The sequence below is a fragment of the Frischella japonica genome (assembly GCF_014489845.1).
GTDB classification, from domain to species: domain Bacteria; phylum Pseudomonadota; class Gammaproteobacteria; order Enterobacterales; family Orbaceae; genus Frischella; species Frischella japonica.
Map to the genome: position 1 here is coordinate 90,618 of NZ_JABURY010000006.1, position 21,915 is coordinate 112,532.

General features: G+C 34.0%; 20 protein-coding genes and 6 tRNA genes. 14 read left to right on the forward strand and 12 right to left on the reverse strand.

Annotated features, from left to right (window positions below; genetic code table 11):
* Positions 1-816 precede the first annotated feature (816 nt).
* From FcAc13_RS01820 to FcAc13_RS01855, 8 genes are all read right to left on the reverse strand, one after another.
* A tRNA-Gln gene (locus FcAc13_RS01820) sits at positions 817-891 on the reverse strand.
* An 8-nt stretch (positions 892-899) separates the two neighbouring features.
* Positions 900-985 (reverse strand) — tRNA-Leu (locus FcAc13_RS01825).
* A gap of 335 nt (positions 986-1,320) precedes the next feature.
* Positions 1,321-1,395, reverse strand: a tRNA-Gln gene (locus tag FcAc13_RS01830).
* Positions 1,396-1,634: 239 nt separating this feature from the next.
* Positions 1,635-1,709, reverse strand: a tRNA-Gln gene (locus tag FcAc13_RS01835).
* A gap of 20 nt (positions 1,710-1,729) precedes the next feature.
* A tRNA-Leu gene (locus tag FcAc13_RS01840) sits at positions 1,730-1,814 on the reverse strand.
* A gap of 17 nt (positions 1,815-1,831) precedes the next feature.
* Positions 1,832-1,908: transfer RNA gene (locus tag FcAc13_RS01845), tRNA-Met, on the reverse strand.
* Positions 1,909-2,033: 125 nt separating this feature from the next.
* Entirely contained in the window at positions 2,034-3,215 is a 1,182-nt protein-coding gene (locus tag FcAc13_RS01850; protein ID WP_187754494.1) for a multifunctional CCA addition/repair protein, read from the reverse strand.
* A 9-nt stretch (positions 3,216-3,224) separates the two neighbouring features.
* Complete coding sequence (locus FcAc13_RS01855; RefSeq protein WP_187754495.1) at positions 3,225-3,854, reverse strand: TIGR04211 family SH3 domain-containing protein; 630 nt, start codon at positions 3,852-3,854, stop codon at positions 3,225-3,227.
* Positions 3,855-4,201: 347 nt separating this feature from the next.
* On the opposite strand from FcAc13_RS01855, the gene moaC reads away from it, so the two are divergent.
* The 4 genes from moaC to FcAc13_RS01875 all read left to right on the forward strand — a co-directional run bounded on the left by moaC (position 4,202) and on the right by FcAc13_RS01875 (position 6,203).
* Positions 4,202-4,708 carry a cyclic pyranopterin monophosphate synthase MoaC gene (moaC, locus tag FcAc13_RS01860; protein ID WP_187754496.1) on the forward strand — a complete coding sequence of 169 codons (507 nt, stop codon included), beginning with the start codon at positions 4,202-4,204 and terminating at the stop codon, positions 4,706-4,708.
* Positions 4,701-4,946, forward strand: coding sequence for a molybdopterin synthase sulfur carrier subunit (moaD, locus tag FcAc13_RS01865; RefSeq protein ID WP_187754497.1), 246 nt, complete (start codon positions 4,701-4,703; stop codon positions 4,944-4,946). The genes moaC and moaD overlap by 8 nt, the downstream gene beginning before the upstream one ends.
* Positions 4,947-4,950: 4 nt before the next feature.
* Positions 4,951-5,400, forward strand: a complete 450-nt coding sequence (locus FcAc13_RS01870) for a molybdenum cofactor biosynthesis protein MoaE (protein WP_187754498.1) — start codon at positions 4,951-4,953, stop codon at positions 5,398-5,400.
* A 74-nt stretch (positions 5,401-5,474) separates the two neighbouring features.
* Complete coding sequence (locus FcAc13_RS01875) at positions 5,475-6,203, forward strand: Bax inhibitor-1/YccA family protein (protein WP_187754499.1); 729 nt, start codon at positions 5,475-5,477, stop codon at positions 6,201-6,203.
* A gap of 95 nt (positions 6,204-6,298) precedes the next feature.
* Here the strand turns inward: FcAc13_RS01875 and gloA are convergent, their stop codons facing one another.
* Positions 6,299-6,706: a lactoylglutathione lyase gene (gloA, locus tag FcAc13_RS01880; RefSeq protein WP_187754500.1), complete on the reverse strand. Its 408-nt coding sequence runs from the start codon at positions 6,704-6,706 to the stop codon at positions 6,299-6,301.
* A 17-nt stretch (positions 6,707-6,723) separates the two neighbouring features.
* Positions 6,724-7,206 (reverse strand): glycine zipper 2TM domain-containing protein, encoded by a 483-nt coding sequence (locus tag FcAc13_RS01885; protein WP_187754501.1) that lies wholly within the window; start codon positions 7,204-7,206, stop codon positions 6,724-6,726.
* A 655-nt stretch (positions 7,207-7,861) separates the two neighbouring features.
* On the opposite strand from FcAc13_RS01885, the gene FcAc13_RS01890 reads away from it, so the two are divergent.
* From FcAc13_RS01890 to copM, 4 genes are all read left to right on the forward strand, one after another.
* The gene (locus tag FcAc13_RS01890; RefSeq protein WP_187754502.1) at positions 7,862-8,371 is read left to right on the forward strand and encodes a replication initiation regulator SeqA; all 510 of its coding nucleotides are present in this window, start codon (positions 7,862-7,864) and stop codon (positions 8,369-8,371) included.
* An 86-nt stretch (positions 8,372-8,457) separates the two neighbouring features.
* A complete protein-coding gene (gene pgm / locus FcAc13_RS01895) occupies positions 8,458-10,092 on the forward strand; it encodes a phosphoglucomutase (alpha-D-glucose-1,6-bisphosphate-dependent) (RefSeq protein WP_187754503.1) in 1,635 nt (544 codons plus the stop codon).
* A 225-nt stretch (positions 10,093-10,317) separates the two neighbouring features.
* A complete protein-coding gene (locus FcAc13_RS01900; protein WP_187754504.1) occupies positions 10,318-11,139 on the forward strand; it encodes a hypothetical protein in 822 nt (273 codons plus the stop codon).
* Positions 11,140-11,509: 370 nt separating this feature from the next.
* Positions 11,510-11,797, forward strand: a complete 288-nt coding sequence (gene copM / locus FcAc13_RS01905) for a CopM family metallochaperone (RefSeq protein WP_246415076.1) — start codon at positions 11,510-11,512, stop codon at positions 11,795-11,797.
* Positions 11,798-11,876: 79 nt separating this feature from the next.
* Here the strand turns inward: copM and FcAc13_RS01910 are convergent, their stop codons facing one another.
* Positions 11,877-13,055 carry an aminotransferase-like domain-containing protein gene (locus tag FcAc13_RS01910; RefSeq protein WP_187754506.1) on the reverse strand — a complete coding sequence of 393 codons (1,179 nt, stop codon included), beginning with the start codon at positions 13,053-13,055 and terminating at the stop codon, positions 11,877-11,879.
* Positions 13,056-13,228: 173 nt separating this feature from the next.
* On the opposite strand from FcAc13_RS01910, the gene alr reads away from it, so the two are divergent.
* From alr to nrdG, 4 genes are all read left to right on the forward strand, one after another.
* A complete protein-coding gene (alr, locus tag FcAc13_RS01915; protein ID WP_187754507.1) occupies positions 13,229-14,341 on the forward strand; it encodes an alanine racemase in 1,113 nt (370 codons plus the stop codon).
* Positions 14,342-14,359: 18 nt separating this feature from the next.
* Positions 14,360-15,379 carry an endolytic transglycosylase MltG gene (gene mltG, locus FcAc13_RS01920; protein WP_187754508.1) on the forward strand — a complete coding sequence of 340 codons (1,020 nt, stop codon included), beginning with the start codon at positions 14,360-14,362 and terminating at the stop codon, positions 15,377-15,379.
* Positions 15,380-15,618: 239 nt separating this feature from the next.
* Positions 15,619-17,754, forward strand: a complete 2,136-nt coding sequence (gene nrdD / locus FcAc13_RS01925; RefSeq protein ID WP_187754509.1) for an anaerobic ribonucleoside-triphosphate reductase — start codon at positions 15,619-15,621, stop codon at positions 17,752-17,754.
* A gap of 24 nt (positions 17,755-17,778) precedes the next feature.
* A complete protein-coding gene (gene nrdG, locus FcAc13_RS01930) occupies positions 17,779-18,249 on the forward strand; it encodes an anaerobic ribonucleoside-triphosphate reductase-activating protein (protein ID WP_187754510.1) in 471 nt (156 codons plus the stop codon).
* A gap of 113 nt (positions 18,250-18,362) precedes the next feature.
* On the opposite strand, the gene can is transcribed toward nrdG, so the two are convergent.
* Positions 18,363-19,025 carry a carbonate dehydratase gene (gene can / locus FcAc13_RS01935; RefSeq protein ID WP_187754511.1) on the reverse strand — a complete coding sequence of 221 codons (663 nt, stop codon included), beginning with the start codon at positions 19,023-19,025 and terminating at the stop codon, positions 18,363-18,365.
* A gap of 221 nt (positions 19,026-19,246) precedes the next feature.
* On the opposite strand from can, the gene FcAc13_RS01940 reads away from it, so the two are divergent.
* Together FcAc13_RS01940 and FcAc13_RS01945 are read left to right on the forward strand one after the other, a co-directional pair.
* Positions 19,247-21,514 carry a heavy metal translocating P-type ATPase gene (locus FcAc13_RS01940; protein WP_187754512.1) on the forward strand — a complete coding sequence of 756 codons (2,268 nt, stop codon included), beginning with the start codon at positions 19,247-19,249 and terminating at the stop codon, positions 21,512-21,514.
* A gap of 149 nt (positions 21,515-21,663) precedes the next feature.
* The gene (locus FcAc13_RS01945) at positions 21,664-21,864 is read left to right on the forward strand and encodes a heavy-metal-associated domain-containing protein (protein WP_187754513.1); all 201 of its coding nucleotides are present in this window, start codon (positions 21,664-21,666) and stop codon (positions 21,862-21,864) included.
* Positions 21,865-21,915 lie beyond the last annotated feature (51 nt).

A 21,915-nucleotide genomic window follows, 5' to 3' on the forward strand; every position in this document is an offset into this window, starting at 1 on the left:
ATTATCGGGTAAGAACTACAGTAGGAATACAACTCGCATATAGATTAGCAAAATCGATTTAGCTAATCAAGTAAAATCGAAAATATTTTTATATTATTTAATAAATTAATTGTAAAATCATCAACGTATTGTTTATCAAAGTTTAAATTACAATCTATTTTAAAAGTGGATTCGCTAGCGAAATTTCCACATTTCTTAATTTTCATGGAATATAAATCTGATTAAATCTTGGTAAAATATATTCATCAATATGTAAAATAAAATTCAGATCAAGTTAACAAATTAGTAGAATAAGATATTAAAGTTTAATTTTTTATAGAAATAATTCAACTTTATTTTTGTTTAATGTTCTTAAATAAATATTAATTCTTTATTTTAATTAAAATATATTCTTCTAAATTTTATAATATTAGTAAATATTAACTGGGCGATTAATATCACATAACAAAGATAGCTCTTAGTACAAATTTCGGAAAATTATTTCTAGCCTTTTTAGCTAAATGGTATGTGATGTTACTCACTATTTTAGTTAAACAAATAAAGATAATCCTTTTTCCAAAAGTCCCGCTTTATTGAATTGCTTAAAAACTTAAAACAAATAATCTATATGCAGTAAATTTCTCGATATAAGTAATCGAACAGATAATAATAAACTGGAATAGCTATTTAATTGTAATCTTAAATAGGTTTTATTGGATGAATTTCTTCTTTTGAAATGAAATTACAAATGTTTTGTTCATGAATCAAGGTTTTCCTGTAATATGACATAGATATGTTTATAGTACTGATAAAAAAGGGATAATAAAGAATTGAAAATGGCTGGGGTACAAGGATTCGAACCTTGGAATGGTGGAATCAGAATCCACTGCCTTACCGCTTGGCTATACCCCAAAATTAGATGGTGCGGGTAGTGAGATTTGAACTCGCACACCTCATCGGAACTAGAACCTGAATCTAGCGCGTCTACCAATTCCGCCATACCCGCTTAATGTTGGCTATTATGATACTTAATTTTTACTTTATCAACCGCTCAATTTATAAATTAATCTCAAGTAAGTATTTTTACTCATTAAACGAGAGAGCTTCATTATTAGATGACATATAAATGAATAAGTCACGAATATATGTGACATAAATGGATGATGAAGCACAAGATATAACCTATCATGTCATATATCTGTTTTTGTGAAAAGATTGCTAATGTAACACTCAAAACGTTGCTCGATACAATTTATTAAAAACCAATGTTCTTTTATCTTAGTACGATATAAGTATGTATACAGCGTGTTGGGTAAAAAGGTGATACTAAAGACTTAAAAATGGCTGGGGTACCAGGATTCGAACCTGGGCATGGCGGGATCAAAACCCGCTGCCTTACCGCTTGGCTATACCCCAATAGGGAAATTGTAATTAAATGTATTATTTAACGAAAAACCATATGAATTTTTATAGACCACTCAATTCATCTTCCAATTATGAACCATATTTGTTTAAGCGTTGATGGAAATAGTAAATATTAGATGCACCCAAGGTGTGGTTTAATTCCAATTATATTTAAATTCTTAATAAGAACAAAGATAACAAATTATCTGCCTTATCAAAGAACTGAAATTCATCAAATGCGCATAAAATTATGGCTGGGGTACCAGGATTCGAACCTGGGCGTGGCGGGATCAAAACCCGCTGCCTTACCGCTTGGCTATACCCCAAAAGGGAAATTATAATTAAATGGTGCGGGTGAAGGGACTTGAACCCCCACGCCTCGCGGCGCCAGAACCTAAATCTGGTGCGTCTACCAATTTCGCCACACCCGCATTTAATCAAAATTTAATGGTGGCTACGACGGGATTCGAACCTGTGACCCCATCATTATGAGTGATGTGCTCTAACCAACTGAGCTACGTAGCCATTTCATTCGCAACGTCGTAAGCAACACTGCGAGGCGCATTATGCTTGTCTTAAACAAAATCGTCAACTATTTTTTTACATATAATGACAATTTTAGGTTTGATTGTTTGAGATATAAACAAATTCTAGTTTTTAAGACTTATTAATGCTTGAATTCGACGGTGGTTTAATTCTATTTGAATACCTTTACCGACAAAACCTTGCGCGATGATTGCTTGTATTGATACTGCTTTAGTGATTTGATAAGCTTTTTCAAGGATATTTTTAGGTTGATAGATTAATTTATCATCATTGTATGTTGCTTTTGCATTTGCATAACAGACAAAAAGTAACTGCTGTAAGTGTTGTGGATTGCGCCAAACGTCAATATGATTTAATAAATCAACAACTTCAGCTGCAGATAGTAGCTCGATATTATCAACAAGTCGATAATATCGATTCGCAATATTGGCTATTTTCTTATATATTGTTGGAATTTTAAACCTGTTATATAGTTGATCTAATGTTGTTAACGCTCTTGACGGAATATCAGCCTGCTGAATAATTGCGTTAATATGACAACATAGCGCAGCAAAACGGGTTACAGGATCATTTGTCATTTGGCTGGTGTATTTAAGCGTGTTGAATGTTAATTGCCCTAAATTTTGTTGGTGCAATGATTGAGTAAATAATCTCGCAATTTCTGGAAATAGAATATGCAATGCATGGCATTTTTTTAATACAGAAAAGAAAATTTGCGGATTTTTTGTTTTTAAAGCTTTTTCAGTTTCCAACCATACTCGCTCTACGGTTAAGGTTTCAATTTCACCTTGTTCAACAATTGATTGCATAAGTTGCATCGTTTCTGGTGCAATGGTAAAACCTAGATGATGAAACCGAGCAGCAAATCGTGCAACTCTCAACACGCGTAATGGATCTTCAGCAAATGCTGGTGAAATATGACGTAACACGCGCTGATTAATATCGGCTATACCATTAAATGGATCGATGAATTGATTATTTTCATCCATAGCGATAGCATTGATGGTCAGATCGCGTCGTTCTAAATCTTGTTCAAGCGTGATATTTTCATTAAAATCAAAGACAAAACCTTTATAACCTTTACCCGATTTCCTTTCGGTACGGGCGAGGGCATACTCTTCTTGAGTTTCTGGATGTAAAAAAACCGGAAAATCTTTACCAACTTGATTAAAACCTAAGTTTAATAGATCTTGTGCTTTAGCCCCAACGATCACCCAATCTTGATCAATAACTGGTTGATTAAGTATTAAATCTCTTACCGCTCCACCGACAAGATATTTTTTCATTGAAACTCCTTAATTCATCCAGCGATCTCTTTTACGACGTTTAGGTATAAGATAAGGTAATATCAAACCGAGAAATAAACCCGAACCAGCAACTAATCCACCTCGTGTAAACCAGGTTAACATAATATTTTGACTGCTTTCGTCTATTTCTCTATTTAAGTTTTCTAATTTTGTTATGTTTTCTGCTAATTGCGTTTCTAATGAAATTTTTACTTTTTCTAATTCATTAACTCTATTTTGGGCAATAGTAAGCTGTTTACTATAGTCATCAATAACGCTTTGTTTTTCTTGATCTGAGTTGGCTATTTGTTCTTTCAATATTTCAATTTGTTGTTCAAATTGAGGTAATCTTATTTTTGCACTTGGTGTACTAGTTAATAACTCTGATTCAATCCAAGCGATACGATTTTTATCATCTTTTATCTTAGTAAAGGTACCATCTTCACTTGTATCTAATATTGTAACTTTATCACCCGCTTTTAATGAACCTGTCAAACCATATCGAGTTCCCGGACCTCTTCTTACGTAAACCGATATATTATCAGTAATATATTTGTCATCAGCCAAGGCAGAAAAAGAAGGAATTGTAATTGGAATAGTAACTAGTATTGCTAAGGTCAATATTAATTTTTTATTCATGATTTTTTTCTATATTTTATGTTAGTGGCGTTAAAAATTATAACATAAATTTTTTCTATCTGCGCTTTGATATCATTTTACAGAGAAATAACCGGGTAATTATTTACATAATTATATGAATAAAAAAATTTTTTTAGAAAAAATAATCTATAGTTTATTGATATTTTTTGTTAATTAATCATGTATTATGATGAATTGATAAGATATTTTATGCTGATATTGAAATGATAGATTGAAAAATAATCCCGTTTTGGTGGTTTTTATGGTCACAGATATTATTGATGTTGTATTTTCAATAACGTTTTATTTTGTTATCTTAACGTACCGATCGAACAATAAGATAAAGTATGTCTTCTATAGAAAATAAAAATAGGCAAACAGCCTTTAGCCATATCAATGCTCAAGGTGAAGCAAATATGGTGGATGTCACAGAAAAAACAGTTTCAACCCGACAAGCTATTGCACAAGCAATTATTCAAATGCATTCCGATACACTGTCTATGATCATCACGGGTAAACACCATAAAGGTGATGTTTTTGCTGTAGCAAGAATTGCAGGTATCCAAGCTGCTAAGCGAACTTGGGATATTATTCCTCTATGTCATCCCTTGTTACTCAGTAAAATTGATGTTGATATTCAAGTGGATCAAAAAAATTCGCAAGTGATTATTCGCTCTTTGTGCAAATTAAATGGACAGACTGGCGTGGAAATGGAAGCTTTGGTTGCCGCTTCAACCGCAGCTTTGACAATTTATGATATGTGTAAGGCTGTACAAAAGGATATGGTAATATCACAAATTAAATTAATCTCTAAAACCGGAGGAAAATCAGGAGATTTTAATTGTCATGATTAAAATTCTATTCTTTGGTCAAACTCGAGAACTGATTGGAGTACCATCGTGTGAGTTCCAACAATCATCTCTCACCGTTTTAGAACTTCGCGATCTGCTCAGTGCTAGAGGTGATAATTGGTATTATGCATTAACAGAAAAAAGTTGTTTATGTGCAGTGAATCAAATATTAGTTGATGATACGCATTTAATTGATAATGGTGATGAAGTCGCTTTCTTTCCCCCAGTAACGGGAGGATAGATTTATGAATGAGAACCTAGTGATAATCGATGCGACCCCAATTAAAATAAATAAATATTATGATTGGTTGTCACAATCTCCTATAGATGGTGCGATCGTTACTTTTACTGGTAAAGTAAGATCCGAACAAGAAAAAGTTCAGTCACTATATCTTGAACATTATCATGGTATGACTGAAACCGTAATGGTAAAGATAATGGATGAAGCTCGTCAACGCTGGCAGATTAACCGTGCGATTATTGTGCATCGGATTGGTCATATTTTGGCTAATGAACTGATTGTTTTTGTTGGGGTCAGTAGTTTGCATCGCCTTGAAGCCTTTATGTCAACACAATTCATTATGGATAAGTTAAAAAATGATGTCCCATTATGGAAAAAAGAAAAAACGTTGTATGAAGAATCTTGGGTTGAAGCAAAAAAATCGGATAGAGATAGCTTGAAAAAATGGTATTAACCTATATTTAATATATAATATGACTCATTCATACAGCACTTGCAGTATAAATTTTTTGAAGAGGATGTGAAAATATGAATAATTATTATGGTAATGATTCAATCGTTGAACAGGTAGGTACTCGGGTTCAAACCTATATGAGTCATGTTTATGGTTGGATGACTGTTGGTCTAGTTTTGTCAGGATTAGTTGCGTGGTATGCATTATCAAGTCAGCAAATGGACTATCTGTTATTTAACACAGGCTTAGGTGGTAAATCCTTAAGTGGTTTTTCATGGTTTTTATTGATTGCTGAATTTGGATTAGTATTTGCTTTATCTGGTATGATTAATCGCTTATCTGGAAGTATGGCAACAGGTTTGTTTTGCTTATTTTCTGTTCTGAATGGGTTATCCCTCATGCCTATTTTCATAACGTATACATCATCATCGATTGCGAGTGTTTTCTTTATTACCGCCGGTATGTTTGGCGCATTATCGTTTTATGGTTATAGCACTAAACGTGACCTTTCGGCAATAGGTCGCTTCTTATTTATGGGGCTCGTTGGTATTGTCATTGCATCAATTGCGAATTTCTTTATGAAAAGCGCGCCAATGATGTGGGCAATTACTTATATTTCGGTATTTATTTTCGCGGGATTGACAGCTTACGACACGCAAAAATTAAAAGAGTTTGGTATGAATGTTTCTAGTGAAGATAGCAATGTATTTAGACGTTTTGTGATTTTGGGTTCATTAACATTGTATCTTGATTTCATTAACTTATTTATTATGTTATTAAGAATCTTAGGTGATCGACGATAAACACTTGGTATCATAAAGCTTTAATAATAAAAGGGTCATAATGACCCTTTTTATTTTCGTGAATTTTTATATTGATTCGCGTTTTGCTTAATGAATTAATTGCCTAATGCTTGGTTGGCTTGATTATTTTGAATTAATTCGATTTTATAACCGTCAGGATCTTCTACAAATGCAATTACCGTGGTTCCTCCCTTAACCGGTCCGGCTTCACGCGTTACATTACCACCTGCTAATTTGATGTTTTGACACGTTTCGGCTACATTATTAACCCCTAAAGCAATATGGCCAAATGCATTACCATGATCATATTGCTCTGTTCCCCAATTGTAAGTTAATTCAATTACTGAACTATGAGCTTCATCATCATAGCCAACAAACGCCAATGAATATTGATATTCAGGATTTTCACTCGTTCTTAATAATTTCATACCCAGTATTTGGGTATAAAAATTAATCGAACGCTGCAAATCGCCAACTCGTATCATAGTGTGTAATATACGCATGATTAATCCTTATTTTTTTAGTTTATACGCGGTGCAACACTGATTTGTTTTCCATTAGTCACTATACGAACTTGTTGTCCAACATGGAATTGATTTGCGGTTGCTTTTTGTACTATAAGAATTGTATCTCCGCTGTCACGAAGAATTACCAGTTCTACTGCATTGGTTTGGCTAGCTAAATCTTGAGCTTTATTGCCAAGAAGGGCACCGCCAATTGCTCCACTAGCAATGGCCAACTTATTACCTGTTCCGCTACCGATAGTATTACCGATAAATCCACCAATAATTGCTCCACCAACTGAACCAATAACACTATTTGACGAACCGTTAGAAGCATTAGTTTGGATTTTTACTGGACGGGCTGACACAACTTTCCCATAATCTATTTGCTGCACTTGCTTTGCTTGATCAGCTGTGTAGACATCACCTGAATAAATATCACTATTTTGACAAGCAGTTAACATTAAGGCTAAACAAGTAAATGTCATTAATTTTTTCACAACTCAGTACCTCATCTAATTAAACCCAAAAATATTGTAACACTTTAACTGTAAGTAATTGAAACTATTAATAATATTATTAAAACCTTACAAATAATATTGTTATTTTGAATCAATTAGTAAGCCCTCTATATTGACAGAATAGAACAAGAAAAAATTGCCATTTTGGCTTTTATGTGGTTATTTCAATCTAAATGCCAGCTTAAGGTATCGTTTTAAAGTAAAAAACGGTGATGACGATTAAAAAATTGGAATCATATGGGAATTATATCACTAACATGATGTAAATATAAGCTGTTACTTTAATAATTTCCTATAAAGAATCATGTGATTTTTTATCTTTAGCTAAAAAGATGTTACAATAATACTATTATCAATTAATTAATTTGTGTTTTACCAATATGAGTAAATTAATAAAATATTGTTTTGTTACTTTTATGTTATTTACGTTAATGGGATGCGATAAGCTAAATCACTCACAAAATAATTATTCTTCTGATAAAGTTGAAACAAATGAACTTGATGATTGTGATGAAAATGTTTCAACCAATTCACATTCCGCGCTTCAATCTATTGTCGTTCAAGGGTGTAAAATTTATTAAACTTATTACTATTTATTTATTATTTATAGATAGGAACTTAAAAGGAATATGATATGAAGACCATCGAAATCGATGATGAACTTTATCAATACATCGCTAGCCAAACCTTACACATTGGTGAGAGTGCATCCAGTATATTGCGACGCTTACTGGCTATTAAGTCTAAAGATAATAAGATGAATCTTGCTCATACGGCGCAATCGAAGAATGCTGCAACGTCATTAGTCACTTTATTAAAAAGTGAAAATTTTTTAGCAGAAAAAAAATTAGTTAATCGTTTTTTAATCATTCTTTCTACCTTATATTTATTAGATAAAAGTATGTTTTCTGTTGCTGCAACTTCATTACATGGAAGTAAAAGACGTTATTTAGCTAAAGATGAAGCGACATTATTAAAATCAGGGAAAAATACGAAACCTAAATCCATACCAAATACGCCTTATATGGTAGTAACAAATAGTAATACAGCTAGAAAAATTTTTATTATGGAATCATTAATGAGAAATATGGAAATCTCTGAGGAAATTATAAATCAGGTTAAAACCCAATTTGTGTTGAAGTGATTTTTTCAGGAAAGTATTTACGTTAATTGAATTCAGATCAAACAACAAAAATTTTTGATTGAGTATAATACAAGGTAGATAATGATATGATTCAGGAAAGAGCAGGTCAACTTGCAGATGATAGCGATTTGATTGATATTGATAATTTATTAAGTCATTACTATCAAATTCAGCCGGATATTTATGAACCTAGTCAACGTGTCATTTTTGGCACCTCTGGTCATAGAGGCAGCGCTAACAAAGCAACATTTAATGAAAATCATATTTTAGCCATAGCACAAGCAATCGCCGATTATCGAAAAAAGTATCATATTGATGGTCCTTGCTTTATTGGTAAAGATACTCATGCATTGTCAGATCCTGCATTAAAAACGGTTCTTGAAGTTTTTGCTGCCAATCAAATTGAAAGTGTGGTAGCTAAAGATTGGGGGTATACACCTACACCAGTTATTTCCCATGCCATTATTGTTTATAATCAATCTAGAAAACAACATTTAGCTGATGGTGTCGTCATTACGCCATCACATAATCCACCAGAAGATGGTGGCATTAAATATAATTCAATTAATGGTGGTCCAGCCGATACCACGGCAACGTCTATTATTGAAGCAAGAGCTAATGAGCTATTAAAACATCATTTAGCAGAGGTCAAACGACTTTCTTTAACTAATGCATTAAACTCAGGTTATATTCATTTTAAACAGTATGAAGATGAATATGTTAATGATTTAACCAATATAGTGGATTTTGAAATAATTCGTAATGCCCAATTGCATATTGGTGTTGATCCGTTAGGTGGTGCTGGAATTAGTTATTGGTCAAGGATTGCTGAAAAATATAGATTAAATCTGGATATCGTTAATCAAAAAATCGATCCAAGATTTGGTTTCATGCATTTAGATTATGATGGCATTATTCGTATGGATTGTTCCAGCGCATACGCAATGGCCGGCTTAATCAACTTAAAAGATAAATATGATTTGGCATTTGGCAATGATACCGATTTTGATCGTCATGGTATTGTCACCTCACAAGGTTTGATGAAGCCAAATGCCTATTTGGCAACCTGCGTTAATTATTTATTTAATCATCGACCATTGTGGGCTAACCAAATCGCTATTGGTAAAACATTGGTTACTAGTTCAATGATAGATCGTGTTAGCAAAATTTTACAAAGAAATTTATTAGAGTTTCCAGTTGGTTTCAAATGGTACGCGAACGGATTATTTAATGGTAGTCTTGGATTTGCATGCGAAGAAAGTGCCGGAGCATCATTTTTAAGAAAAAATGGCCAAGTTTGGACTACTGATAAAGATGGCATTATTTTATGTTTGTTAGCTGCTGAAATGACGGCTAAATTGGGTAAAAATCCACAAAACCAATATTTTGATCTTGAACAAAAATTGGGGCAATCTTATTATGGACGAATTCAAGCGTCAGCTACCTATGCTGAAAAAGTGAAATTAGCTAAACTTGATGCCAGTCAGTTAACAACAGATACTTTAGCTGGTGAAAAAATTGAACAATGTTTAACCACTGCACTAGCAAATGATGTTTCAATTGGTGGGTTAAAAGTGATAACAGAAAACGGTTGGTTTGCTGCTCGTCCATCAGGTACCGAAGATGCTTATAAAATTTATGCTGAAAGTTTTATTAGCCAACAACATTTGATTGATATTCAACACGAAGCCCAATGTATCGTTTCACAGGTCATCAATTAATTATGCTCAAGTTATATATCATTAGAGCAATAAATAAATTGCTCTAATGATATCGTTGTTATTGTGGTCAATTTTTATATTATTGATTATGTAATAGTAGTTTTAGATAGTAGAAACTTATTCAGGTTTCAATTGAAATTGATGATTTGTAATATTTTACCTCTCAAAACAAACTTATCGTTTTTCACGGAAAATCATTTCAATTCACTTATTATTGGATAACAAATGTTGGCTAAATTAAGTCATTCACTGATAGCATTAGGTTGTTTATTTATTAGCGGTGCTAATGCTAATTTGTTGACTAATCAACAAATAAATTTATTGCTCGAAAATGATGATGTTCAAGTTTTTACTCCACACTCAAAAGTAAAAAAAGTAACTTTATCTATCGCAAAAAGTACTGACCATAGTCAGGGTAAAACGATTGCGGAATATACCAAAGATGGTTTATTAATTAATTATTATCAAGTATCTGTAATTAAAGATGAAAAAAATGATCTGAGCCATAATCAAAACACGATGATTACTACGTTGATAAATATTGCAGATGGCCAATGGCAACGTAAACAAACTTTAAATACGTTAGAGATTGATAATAGTGTTTATACCCTAAAAAATGATCATATAAGTATGGTGATGATGTCTGAAGGAATGGCATATGAACAAAATATGGCACAACACGTTTTCCCTTTAAATAAGCATTCTGGTATTTGGGTAAATTTTAGTTATATGATTTTCCCTAAAAATGAGCAATTAAATATTGATTATCAGTTTGATCAAAATAGCCAGCTTAGTCATTATCAATATTTTATAACTGATGAGTATGGTAATCGAACAAAGGTTAAATTAAATTTTCAATATGATCAACAACAACGCTTAATTCAGTGTAATGAAGAAGATGATTATCAGACCATTAATAAACCTGCAGAAAAAATTTTCAGCCATTTTAATTACTATGATTTTGACCGATTAGGCAACTGGCAAACTAAAATTGAAAAAATGCATTCACAGACAGTGATTTATAGTAGAACAATAGAATATTGGTAATCATTAGAAAACAACATTGCATAATACTATTTACTGAGTGTTATAGGTAGCAATAATAGCGCAAATGTCACTATTTGTATTAATTATTTATTCGTTAATAAATGTTTTTACTCTTCTCCCTTGATAACTTTTATGTAACAAAAAGATCATCCATTTAGCTTCCTTAGTAAAACAAATAATAAAAAATCTTTATTTTTCAAAATGTTAAATTGATTAATAGAAGATTCCTAAGCAAAAAATGGTTAAACTGAATAAATAATATTTGTTCACAATAAAGGAGTTTTAAATGAAGAAATTCGTGTTAATCACTTGTTCAGTTTTATTCGTTTTATGTACAACACACAACGCCATGGCAAATAAGGAGACAATTATGAAATCAATGCATAATGAACAGACTAACCCAATGATGTCTGATTATATGGCTGCAATGGATAAAATGCATAAACCAATGATGGATGGTATAAAAAACCATAATCCTGATATTGCATTTATTAAAGGCATGATTCCACATCATCAAGGTGCTATTGATATGGCAAAAATAGAATTGAAGTATGGTAAAGATCCTAAAACTAAAGCGTTAGCAGAAGAAATTATAAAATCGCAAGAAAAAGAAATTGCGTTAATGAAACAATGGCTTGAGACTCATAAAGATAAGTAATATTTAATTGATTTAATGCGTTAGTTTAAAGTCATCAGTATTGATGACTTTTAATTTCGTTTAATTGAAAAAACATATATTATTTAATTAGCGATGCTAATGTTTTAATTCCTTGTTCAATTTGTTCTTCTGATACGGTTACAAACGCTAAACGTAAATAGTTTCTTTTTGGGTTATTAGCAAAAAAGCTTTCACCAGGAACAAAAGCAACTTGGTGATTGACTGCTAGTGTTAATAATTCAGTGGTATTGATATGCTCTGGTAATTCTACCCAGATAAACATTCCACCTTCTGGTTTATTCCAATGTACCGTTTTAGGCATATATTTTTCAAGTTGCTGTAACATAAATTGGCAACGATGTTGATATAACTTACGAATATTAGGAATATGTTCTAATAGATAGCCATCTTTTATGACTTCATAAGCAATATATTGTGTAAAACTTGGAGTATGCAAATCTGCTGCTTGTTTTAATTGCACAAGTTTACTAATCAATGCAGTGGGGCCAATTATGTAGCCTAACCGCATACCAGGTGCTAAAATTTTCGAAAATGATCCTAAATAAACAGTATTATTTGGTGCGTAACTGATCAAGCTTGGTAAGCGTTGACCTTGATAATCCAATTCGCCATAAGGATCATCTTCGACTAATAATAAAGCATTTTTAATGGCTTTCTCAGCAAGTTTTTGGCGACGAGCTAATGATAAACGACGCCCTGTAGGATTTTGAAAATTAGGAATAGTATATAAAAAGCTTGCTGTTCGTGCATCTTCATCGGTTAGTAAATCAGGATTCAATCCATATCTATCGCTGTCAATCGCAATGTATTGGGGATCGTATTGGGTAAATGTTTGTAGACCACCTAAATAGGTTGGTGTTTCAACTAATATTTTCGTACCATGATCAATTAATGCTTTCCCCAGTAGGTCTAATGCTTGTTGCGATCCGGTAACGATCAATACATTATCAACGGTTAATTGTAGCTTTTCACGATGATTAATAGTATCAATAATCCATGTCCGTAGTGGCTGGTAACCCTCGGTTGGTCCATATTGTAGAGCATGCAATGCATCTTCACTATTGAAAATATCATCAACGGCTTGTTTAATTTTCTTAACAGGAAACGAACTTGGTGAAGGTAGTCCACCAGCAAAAGAGATAACGTCTGGACGTTCAGTGACTTTAAGAATTTCACGAATTGCTGAACTTTTTAATGTGATTGCACGTTTAGAAAATTGCCATATTGTAGGTGACATAAAATACCTAATTTTTATTATGTAAAATAATAAATATAATACTTGTAAATTTGTTTGTCATTATGAAAAACAGAAATTAGAATAGTTAATTAAACAAGATAATTTCATCATAATAATCGGTTTTGTTTCATCATGCTATTAACCGAGCAAAAAGTGATGTAATTGAGGAAGGTATGTCAGTTGCGACAATTGAAGTCAGTTTAACCGCGTTATTAAATAATGTAGCTTATTTAAGAAAAATTTGCCCTACTAGTCAGATCATGGCAATTGTGAAAGCAAATGCTTATTCGCACGGTAAGGAAAAAGTTGCTATTTTATTAGATAATTATGTTGATTATTTTGGCGTTGCCCGATTAGAGGAAGGGATTGACTTACGGAAAAAAGGAATTCAATCACCGATTGTTTTATTAGAAGGATTTTTTTTGCATGATGATCCGAGCCTATTACAACAATACGGCTTGGAGACAGTCATCCATTGTTCGCAACAAATCGATGCATTAGCGCGGTTACCTAAAACTATGTCAATTTCCTGTTGGTTTAAGATTGATACGGGTATGCATCGATTAGGTTTTCGTATTGATCAGGCTGTTGATTACTTTAAACAACTCGCATGTTGCGAAGCAGTAAAAAAACCGATCAATATAATTAGTCATTTTTGTAGTGCTGACAATTTAACAGCTAACGAAACTATGACGCAAATCTCTTTATTTGATCGGTTTATCGATCAGATAGATGATTCATCATTGCTAGGAAAACAGACGATTGCTGCTTCTGGTGGCATTTTAGCATGGTCAGAATCGCACCGAGATGTGATTCGACCGGGTATTGCACTATATGGTGTTTCTCCATTCGACTATAATGAAGATGGTAAAGCGACGGGAATGCAATTAGGTTTGAGGCCTGTGATGACCTTCAAATCAGAAATTATCACAATACGCGAACATAACAAGAATGAGGCTGTAGGATATGGTCAAATCTGGAGAAGTGAACAAGATACATGTCTAGGTGTTGTGGCTATGGGGTATGGTGATGGTTATCCTCGGGATATTTTACCTGGCACACCTGTATGGATAAATGGCCGCTTAGTTCCAATTGTTGGAAGAGTCTCTATGGATATGATCTTAATCGATTTAGGTTTAAATAGCGATGACCAAGCTGGCGATGAAGTGATATTTTGGGGGAATGAAGCGCTACCCGTTGAAAAAATTGCGGCCTATTCAGGGATGAGTGCGTATGAATTACTTACCCGTATTACTGAACGGGCTAAACTTCGTTATGTTGATTAACTTACATTATGACTAAGTATGAAAGCTAAAATAATTACTTGTTGTTTAATAATATTTATTGTTTCTTTGTTAACGGTAGTCGCAACAGGGTGTTGGTATGTTAACCATTTTTTTCAACAACCAATACAATTTAATTCCGATAATAATCTATTTACCTTAAAACGTGGCACATCGATAAATCAATTAGCTAATCAACTTGAGCAACAAGCTTTAATTAAAGATGCTTTCTTACTACCTTATTTACTTAAAATGAACCCGTCATTAAAGAATATAAAATCGGGTACTTATCAATTAACAGAATCAATGAATTTGAAACAATTTCTGCAATTACTTAATAGTGGTAAAGAAGCACAATTTAACGTAAAGTTAATTGAAGGGAAAACGTTTAAAGATTGGTTACTGGTTTTGAAAAACACTAACTATATTGAACATCAGTTGGCTGAGCTTACCCCTTTGGAAATTGCTCAGCAATTAAAGCTAGATACCCCCTTAGAAGGCTGGCTTTTTCCTGATACCTATAGTTACACCATAAATTCTTCAGATATTGATTTAATTAAACGGGCTTATCTCAAAATGCAAATGGTACTAGAGGATATTTGGGAAAACCGTGCCGAAGATTTACCCTATAAAAGCCCATATGAGTTATTAATTATGGCTTCAATTATCGAGAAAGAGACCGGACTTGATAGTGAACGCAGTAAGGTTGCTTCAGTGTTTATTAATCGGTTGAAAAAACGAATGTTATTACAAACTGACCCCACCATTATTTATGGTATGGGAGATAACTACAATGGACAAATCCTTACGAAAGATTTGCGTGATAAAACCAATCCTTATAATACTTACATCATCTCAGGACTACCACCAACACCAATCGCTATGCCGGGGAAAGCATCCTTAGAAGCAGCAGCTCATCCAGACCAAACAGATTATTTGTATTTTGTTGCCGATGGTCTTGGTGGGCATACATTTTCGACTGATTATACCTCTCATAAAAAAGCTGTCGAAAATTACTGGCGATTAATGCGGAGTCGTTAAAGCAGTAATAATTAAATAAATATCTAAATCACTCAATATATACAATCGTAATAGGACAGTTTAAGCATTTGAATTAGCGATATTAACCATTCTTTTATGACTTATAAGATGATTTTTTAAAATCAAAACTATTTCCTATTAATCAGATTCACTGTATATAAAAACTAGAAAAACACAATATATAGTGTATAATCCATAAAAAATATCCATATATAGTTTTTAAGAGGTTGGGTGAGTTTATGCCAGTAGTAATTAAACGTGACGGATGCCAGACAGCATTCAATGAAAGTCGCATTCGTGATGCCATTCTTAAAGCCGCTGTTGCCGCCAATGTGAATGATTCCGAATATTGTTCATCAGTTGCTCAAGTTGTCACTAATGAGATGATTGATCGTGAGCATGTTGATATTAACGAGATCCAAGACTTGGTTGAAAATCAACTTATGGCAGGACCTTATAAAAAATTAGCTCGAACTTATATAGAATATCGCCACGACCGTGATCGAATTCGTGAGCAGCGCAGTCGTTTAAATCAAGATATTAAAGGTTTGATTGAACAAAGTAACATGGCGATTTTAAATGAAAATGCCAATAAAGATAGTAAAGTTATTCCAACCCAGCGTGATTTATTAGCAGGAATTGTTGCTCGTCATTATGCCAAACAATATTTACTACCCAAAGATATTTCACGTGCACACGATCGTGGTGAAATTCATTATCATGATCTTGATTATGCGCCATTTTTCCCTATGTTTAACTGTATGTTAATTGATCTTGATGGCATGTTGACCAACGGTTTTAAAATGGGTAATGCGGAAATTGAACCCCCAAGATCAATCGCGACAGCTACTGCAGTCACCGCGCAAATTATTGCGCAAGTTGCTAGCCATATTTATGGTGGCACTACCATCAATCGTATTGATGAAGTGTTAGCAAAATTTGTTAAGATTAGCTTTGAAAAACATAAAAAAATAGCGGAAGAATGGAATATTCCGGATGCAACAGCTTATGCTGAAAGTCGTACGCGCAAAGAATGTTATGATGCATTCCAGTCCTTAGAGTATGAAGTTAATACCCTACATACAGCAAACGGCCAAACGCCTTTTGTTACTTTCGGTTTTGGTTTGGGAACCAGTTGGGAATCAAGACTAATTCAAGAATCTATTTTAAAAGTGAGAATTTGTGGTTTAGGAAAAAATCATAAAACAGCAGTATTTCCAAAATTAGTTTTTGCCATCAAAGATGGCGTTAATCATAAAGCCGGTGACATTAATTATGATATCAAGCAATTAGCTTTGGAATGTGCTTCCAAACGAATGTATCCTGATATTCTTAATTATGATAAGGTGGTTGAAGTAACGGGTTCATTCAAAACGCCAATGGGATGCCGTAGCTTTTTAGGTGTTTATGAAGAAGATGGTAAAGAGGTTCATGACGGTCGTAATAATTTGGGTGTTATTAGCTTAAATCTGCCACGTATCGCCATTGAAGCTAAGCATGATGAAGCACGTTTTTGGCAACTGTTAGATGAGCGTTTATTAGTATGTAAAAAAGCATTGATGACTCGTATTGCCCGTCTTGAAGAGGTTAAAGCCCGGGTAGCACCGATTCTTTATATGGAAGGAGCATGTGGTGTAAGACTTAAAGAGGATGATTCGGTTGCTGAAATTTTTAAACATGGTCGAGCTTCTATCTCACTTGGTTATATTGGTTTACACGAAACGATTCAAGCGTTATATGGTGATCAAATTCACCCGTTTGATAGTGAGGAATTGCGCCAGAAAGGGATACAGATTGTTAGCAGATTACGTAAAGCGGTTGAAGAATGGAAGCAAGAAACCGGATATGGTTTTAGTCTCTATAGTACACCAAGTGAGAATCTTTGTGATCGATTTTGCCGACTTGATACTGCTGAATTTGGTGTGATACCGGGTGTGACCGACAAAGGTTACTACACCAATAGTTTTCATTTGGATGTACAAAAAAAGGTTAACCCTTACGAAAAAATAGATTTTGAAAAACCTTATCCTGAATTAGCAAGTGGTGGATTTATTTGTTATGGTGAATATCCTAATATGATTCATAACGTAAAAGCCTTGGAAGATGTTTGGGACTATAGTTATACTCGCGTACCTTATTATGGAACTAACACGCCAATTGACGAATGTTATGAATGTGGTTATACCGGTGAATTTTCTTGTACTAGTAAAGGGTTTGTCTGTCCAAGTTGTGGTAATCATGATTCAGCTAAAGTTTCTGTCACGCGACGCGTTTGCGGGTACTTAGGCAGCCCAGATGCCAGACCGTTTAATGAAGGTAAACAAGAAGAAGTTAAACGTCGAGTTAAACACTTGAATAATGGTCAAATTGGTTAGTCTTCTGGTATTGCTGTATTGATTATGAATTATCATCGTTATTATCCTGTTGATGTAGTTAATGGTCCGGGAACTCGTTGTTCACTGTTTGTCGCAGGTTGTATACATCAGTGTCGTGGCTGTTACAATAAAAGTACTTGGTCACTAAATTCTGGTGTGCCTTTTACACAGGATGTGGAAGATAAAATCATAGCCGATCTGCAAGATACCGAGATTAAACGGCAGGGATTGTCACTATCGGGTGGCGATCCATTGCATCCAAAAAATGTCCCAGTTATTCTTAAACTGGTAAAGCGTGTAAAAAACGAATGTCATCAAAAAGATATTTGGCTCTGGACTGGGTATAAAATTGACCAACTAACGCTACAGCAGCGTCAAGTGCTTGATTATATAGATGTATTAGTTGATGGAAAATTTGTACAAGACCTCGCTGATCCCAATTTAATTTGGCGCGGTAGTAGTAATCAAGTGATTCACCATCTCAATCATAAATAAAAATTACCAATTGTGAAAACAAAGTGATATAGCGAATTGAGATAAATGAAAGCTTAACATTCGCTATCGATTATTCTTTTGATAAAATTGATGTTTTTTGCACCTTATGTTGTTTATATTAGATTTTCGTTCATATTTAATAGACTCGAAATTGCTTCACGATAATGAATTTCTAAATTTTCACGACTATTGGAGCTGATCTTTAAATCGGTGATGCGCCCATTATCAATGCCATATACCCAACCATGAATACACACTTTTTGCCCTCGTTGCCATGCTGACTGAATAATCGTTGAGTGACCTAAATTATAAACTTGTTCAATCACATTTAATTCACATAAAATATCCATCCGTTGTTCAGCCGGAAAATCACCAAGTAATGAACTATAGCGAAACCAGATATCGCGAATATGTAATAACCAGTTATTGATAAGACCTAAATCGGGATTCTCAACAGCGGCGCGAATACCTCCACAATCGAGGTGACCGCATACAATAATCTCTTCTACTTTTAGCACATCTATCGCGTATTGCACCACAGAAAGGCAATTTAAATCGGTATGAATTACTAAATTGGCAACATTACGGTGTACAAAAAGCTCACCAGGTTCAAGCTCAGTTAATTTTTCTGCTGGGACGCGACTATCTGAGCAACCAATCCATAAAAATTTAGGTTTTTGGCTATTTGCAAGACGGGAAAAGAAAGTTGGATCTTCTGTGGCCATTCGTTGTGACCAAATATGATTATGCGCGATAAGGTCATTAATATTTTTCATTTTTATTTCTCTTTCTTATATGGGATCAGTAGTTTACTGATTGTCGTATTAAATATCAAATCGTAATCTGATTCCCAAATATAAGCCTAACTATTAATCAAGTAACTTGATGTAAAATTGTTTGACCTTGTAGTAACTTTAAGGATTATAGTGATGTTAAATACAAGATACTGATCGAAATTAGTTAAAATTATTAAACATATCACTTATGAGGTAGATTTATGGTTAGTCAGCCTGGACAATCACATAATAATCATGTTGAACTCAATGAAAAACGTGAAAGTAAAGAGCATCGCGAGCATGATCATGCACATTGTTGCGATAGTGTGAAACAGCTACCACAACTCGATACTCATTTAATGATTCCTAATACCACATCAACGCGAGCTGTATATCGAATTCGTAATATGGATTGCCCGACTGAAGAGGCATTAATTCGTAAGAAGCTAGCTAATTTTCCTGAGATAACGCAACTTGATTTTGATTTAATACAGCGGATTTTAACCATACATCATCAACAGGCTTCGCTATCCGACGTTGAAGCAGCATTGGTCGCAATCGATATGTTACCAGAAGCGATTATTCAAACTGATGATCAAAATGTTAAAGAGTTTGCATCAGATATTAACTGGCTTCGGTTAGGCTTAGCTGGTACGATGGCTTTGACCGCTGAAGTTGCCCATTTTGCCAATGCACCAGATTGGATAACACTAATTTTGGCGCTTGTTGCTATCATTATTGGTGGATTTGAAACATATAAAAAAGGTTGGATTGCGCTTAAGAATTTTAATCTTAATATGAATGCATTGATGTCATTTGCTGTGACCGGTGCGTTGCTTATTGGACAATGGCCGGAAGCTGCTATGGTAATGGTATTATTCGCCTTAGCTGAAGCTATCGAACAAAAATCAATGGATCGGGCTCGTAATGCTATACAACAATTATTGTGTATTACTCCTGAACAGGCAACAGTATTGCAAGCTGATGAGCAATGGTTAGCCGTTGATATTAAATCCGTGCCAGTCGGTAGCATCGTTAGAGTAAAACCGGGTGAAAGAATTGCTCTAGATGGTGTGATTGTATCAGGCCAATCTACCATTAATCAGGCCGCCATCACTGGAGAAAGTTTACCGGTTGAAAAAGCGATTGGAGATCAAGTCTATGCCGGTACGATGAATGAATCAGGATCTTTCGAATTTAAAGTAACTGCGATCGCGGCACAGTCTACTATCGCCAGAATTATTAAAGCTGTTGAATCTGCGCAGGGAAGTAAAGCCAATACTCAGCGTTTTGTCGATATTTTTGCTCGAATTTATACTCCGGTGGTATTTGTCATCGCACTAGCTATCGCTATTATTCCTCCGTTAATAATGGGAGCGTTATGGTTCGATTGGATTTATAAAGCACTGGTTTTATTAGTCATTGCTTGTCCTTGTGCTTTAGTCATTTCTACGCCAGTTACAATTGTTAGTGGATTAGCAGCAGCAACACGTTATGGTATCTTAATTAAGGGAGGGATATTTTTAGAACAAGGACGTAAAATATCAATCCTTGCGGTAGATAAAACGGGAACTTTGACCAATGGTAAACCCGTACAAACAGATTTTGTTAAAATAGGAACATTAACTGAACAAACATGTCGTGAAATTGCAGCAAGTTTAGCAAATCATTCTGATCATCCTGTATCTAAGGCAATTACTTATGCAGCAGAACAAGATGGTATTGATTTATATAATGTGACTCATTTTGTGGCTGTATTGGGTCAGGGTATCAAAGGCATAATTGATGATCAGCAATGGTATTTGGGAAATCATCGTATGGCAATTGAACATGGACTCGATCAACCTGAATTAGCACAACAAATTCAATATTTTGAACAACAAGCTAAAACCGTGGTGTTATTAATGAATGATAATACCGTGCAAGCTTTATTTGCTGTAGCGGATACAATTAAACAAAGTAGCTCTAAAGCAATTAAGCTGATTAAGCAAATGGGCATTAAAACATTAATGTTAACCGGTGATAATACTCTAACTGCAAATATTATTGCCAATGAAATTGGCATTGATGAAGTCAAAAGCCATTTATTACCAGAAGATAAATTAACTATAGTTAATGAACTTTTATCGATGGGGGTGGTTGGTATGGTCGGTGATGGTATTAATGATGCGCCGGCCTTAGCCAAAGCAAATATCGGATTTGCAATGGGATCTATTGGCAGCGATACCGCTATTGAAACGGCTGATGTTGCACTTATGGATGACGACTTATGTAAAATTCCACAATTTATCCAATTATCCAAAGCCACATCCAGGATATTGATTGAAAATATTGTGTTTGCATTAGTGGTAAAAATGCTATTTTTTATTTTAACGTTTATGGGGCTGGCAAATATGTGGATGGCGGTGTTTGCCGATATCGGTACCAGTTTGTTAGTGGTTGCGAATGGATTACGATTATTAAAAAAACGCTTTGATTTATCTAATTAAAAGATATGCAAGCTTATCATAAAATAATTAAAATTATTGCTAATATTACAAGTCATTTAGTTACAATATATTGGTAAATTATTTAGAATTATTTTGAAATAGATATAAAATAGCTTTAAATTTAGTAAACGTATTGTAAGAGGTGAAAGATGAAATTAGTTGTGGATAATATGAGTTGTCATCATTGTGTGAAAGCGATCACCAAAGCAATTAACAATATTGATTCAAAAGCACAAGTGACTGTCGATCTTGCCCAGAAAGAAGTGACAATTGAAGGTGGCACAATTTCGCAGGAAGCCGCAATCAAGGCCATTGATGATGCAGGATATCAGTTTGTTGGAATTCGTTAATATCCGAAAAAATTATGCTGATTAGATTTGATCAGCATAATTGTCAAGTTA

What these genes read in the sequence shown, in the direction of transcription:
- FcAc13_RS01850 (WP_187754494.1), bottom strand. Translation starts at nt 3,215, where the DNA reads ATGAAAAAATATCTTGTCGGTGGAGCGGTAAGAGATTTAATACTTAAT.
- FcAc13_RS01855 (WP_187754495.1), bottom strand. Translation starts at nt 3,854, where the DNA reads ATGAATAAAAAATTAATATTGACCTTAGCAATACTAGTTACTATTCCA.
- moaC (WP_187754496.1), top strand. Translation starts at nt 4,202, where the DNA reads ATGTCTTCTATAGAAAATAAAAATAGGCAAACAGCCTTTAGCCATATC.
- moaD (WP_187754497.1), top strand. Translation starts at nt 4,701, where the DNA reads ATGATTAAAATTCTATTCTTTGGTCAAACTCGAGAACTGATTGGAGTA.
- FcAc13_RS01870 (WP_187754498.1), top strand. Translation starts at nt 4,951, where the DNA reads ATGAATGAGAACCTAGTGATAATCGATGCGACCCCAATTAAAATAAAT.
- FcAc13_RS01875 (WP_187754499.1), top strand. Translation starts at nt 5,475, where the DNA reads ATGAATAATTATTATGGTAATGATTCAATCGTTGAACAGGTAGGTACT.
- gloA (WP_187754500.1), bottom strand. Translation starts at nt 6,706, where the DNA reads ATGCGTATATTACACACTATGATACGAGTTGGCGATTTGCAGCGTTCG.
- FcAc13_RS01890 (WP_187754502.1), top strand. Translation starts at nt 7,862, where the DNA reads ATGAAGACCATCGAAATCGATGATGAACTTTATCAATACATCGCTAGC.
- pgm (WP_187754503.1), top strand. Translation starts at nt 8,458, where the DNA reads ATGATTCAGGAAAGAGCAGGTCAACTTGCAGATGATAGCGATTTGATT.
- FcAc13_RS01900 (WP_187754504.1), top strand. Translation starts at nt 10,318, where the DNA reads ATGTTGGCTAAATTAAGTCATTCACTGATAGCATTAGGTTGTTTATTT.
- copM (WP_246415076.1), top strand. Translation starts at nt 11,510, where the DNA reads ATGAAATCAATGCATAATGAACAGACTAACCCAATGATGTCTGATTAT.
- FcAc13_RS01910 (WP_187754506.1), bottom strand. Translation starts at nt 13,055, where the DNA reads ATGTCACCTACAATATGGCAATTTTCTAAACGTGCAATCACATTAAAA.
- alr (WP_187754507.1), top strand. Translation starts at nt 13,229, where the DNA reads ATGTCAGTTGCGACAATTGAAGTCAGTTTAACCGCGTTATTAAATAAT.
- mltG (WP_187754508.1), top strand. Translation starts at nt 14,360, where the DNA reads ATGAAAGCTAAAATAATTACTTGTTGTTTAATAATATTTATTGTTTCT.
- nrdD (WP_187754509.1), top strand. Translation starts at nt 15,619, where the DNA reads ATGCCAGTAGTAATTAAACGTGACGGATGCCAGACAGCATTCAATGAA.
- nrdG (WP_187754510.1), top strand. Translation starts at nt 17,779, where the DNA reads ATGAATTATCATCGTTATTATCCTGTTGATGTAGTTAATGGTCCGGGA.
- can (WP_187754511.1), bottom strand. Translation starts at nt 19,025, where the DNA reads ATGAAAAATATTAATGACCTTATCGCGCATAATCATATTTGGTCACAA.
- FcAc13_RS01940 (WP_187754512.1), top strand. Translation starts at nt 19,247, where the DNA reads ATGGTTAGTCAGCCTGGACAATCACATAATAATCATGTTGAACTCAAT.
- FcAc13_RS01945 (WP_187754513.1), top strand. Translation starts at nt 21,664, where the DNA reads ATGAAATTAGTTGTGGATAATATGAGTTGTCATCATTGTGTGAAAGCG.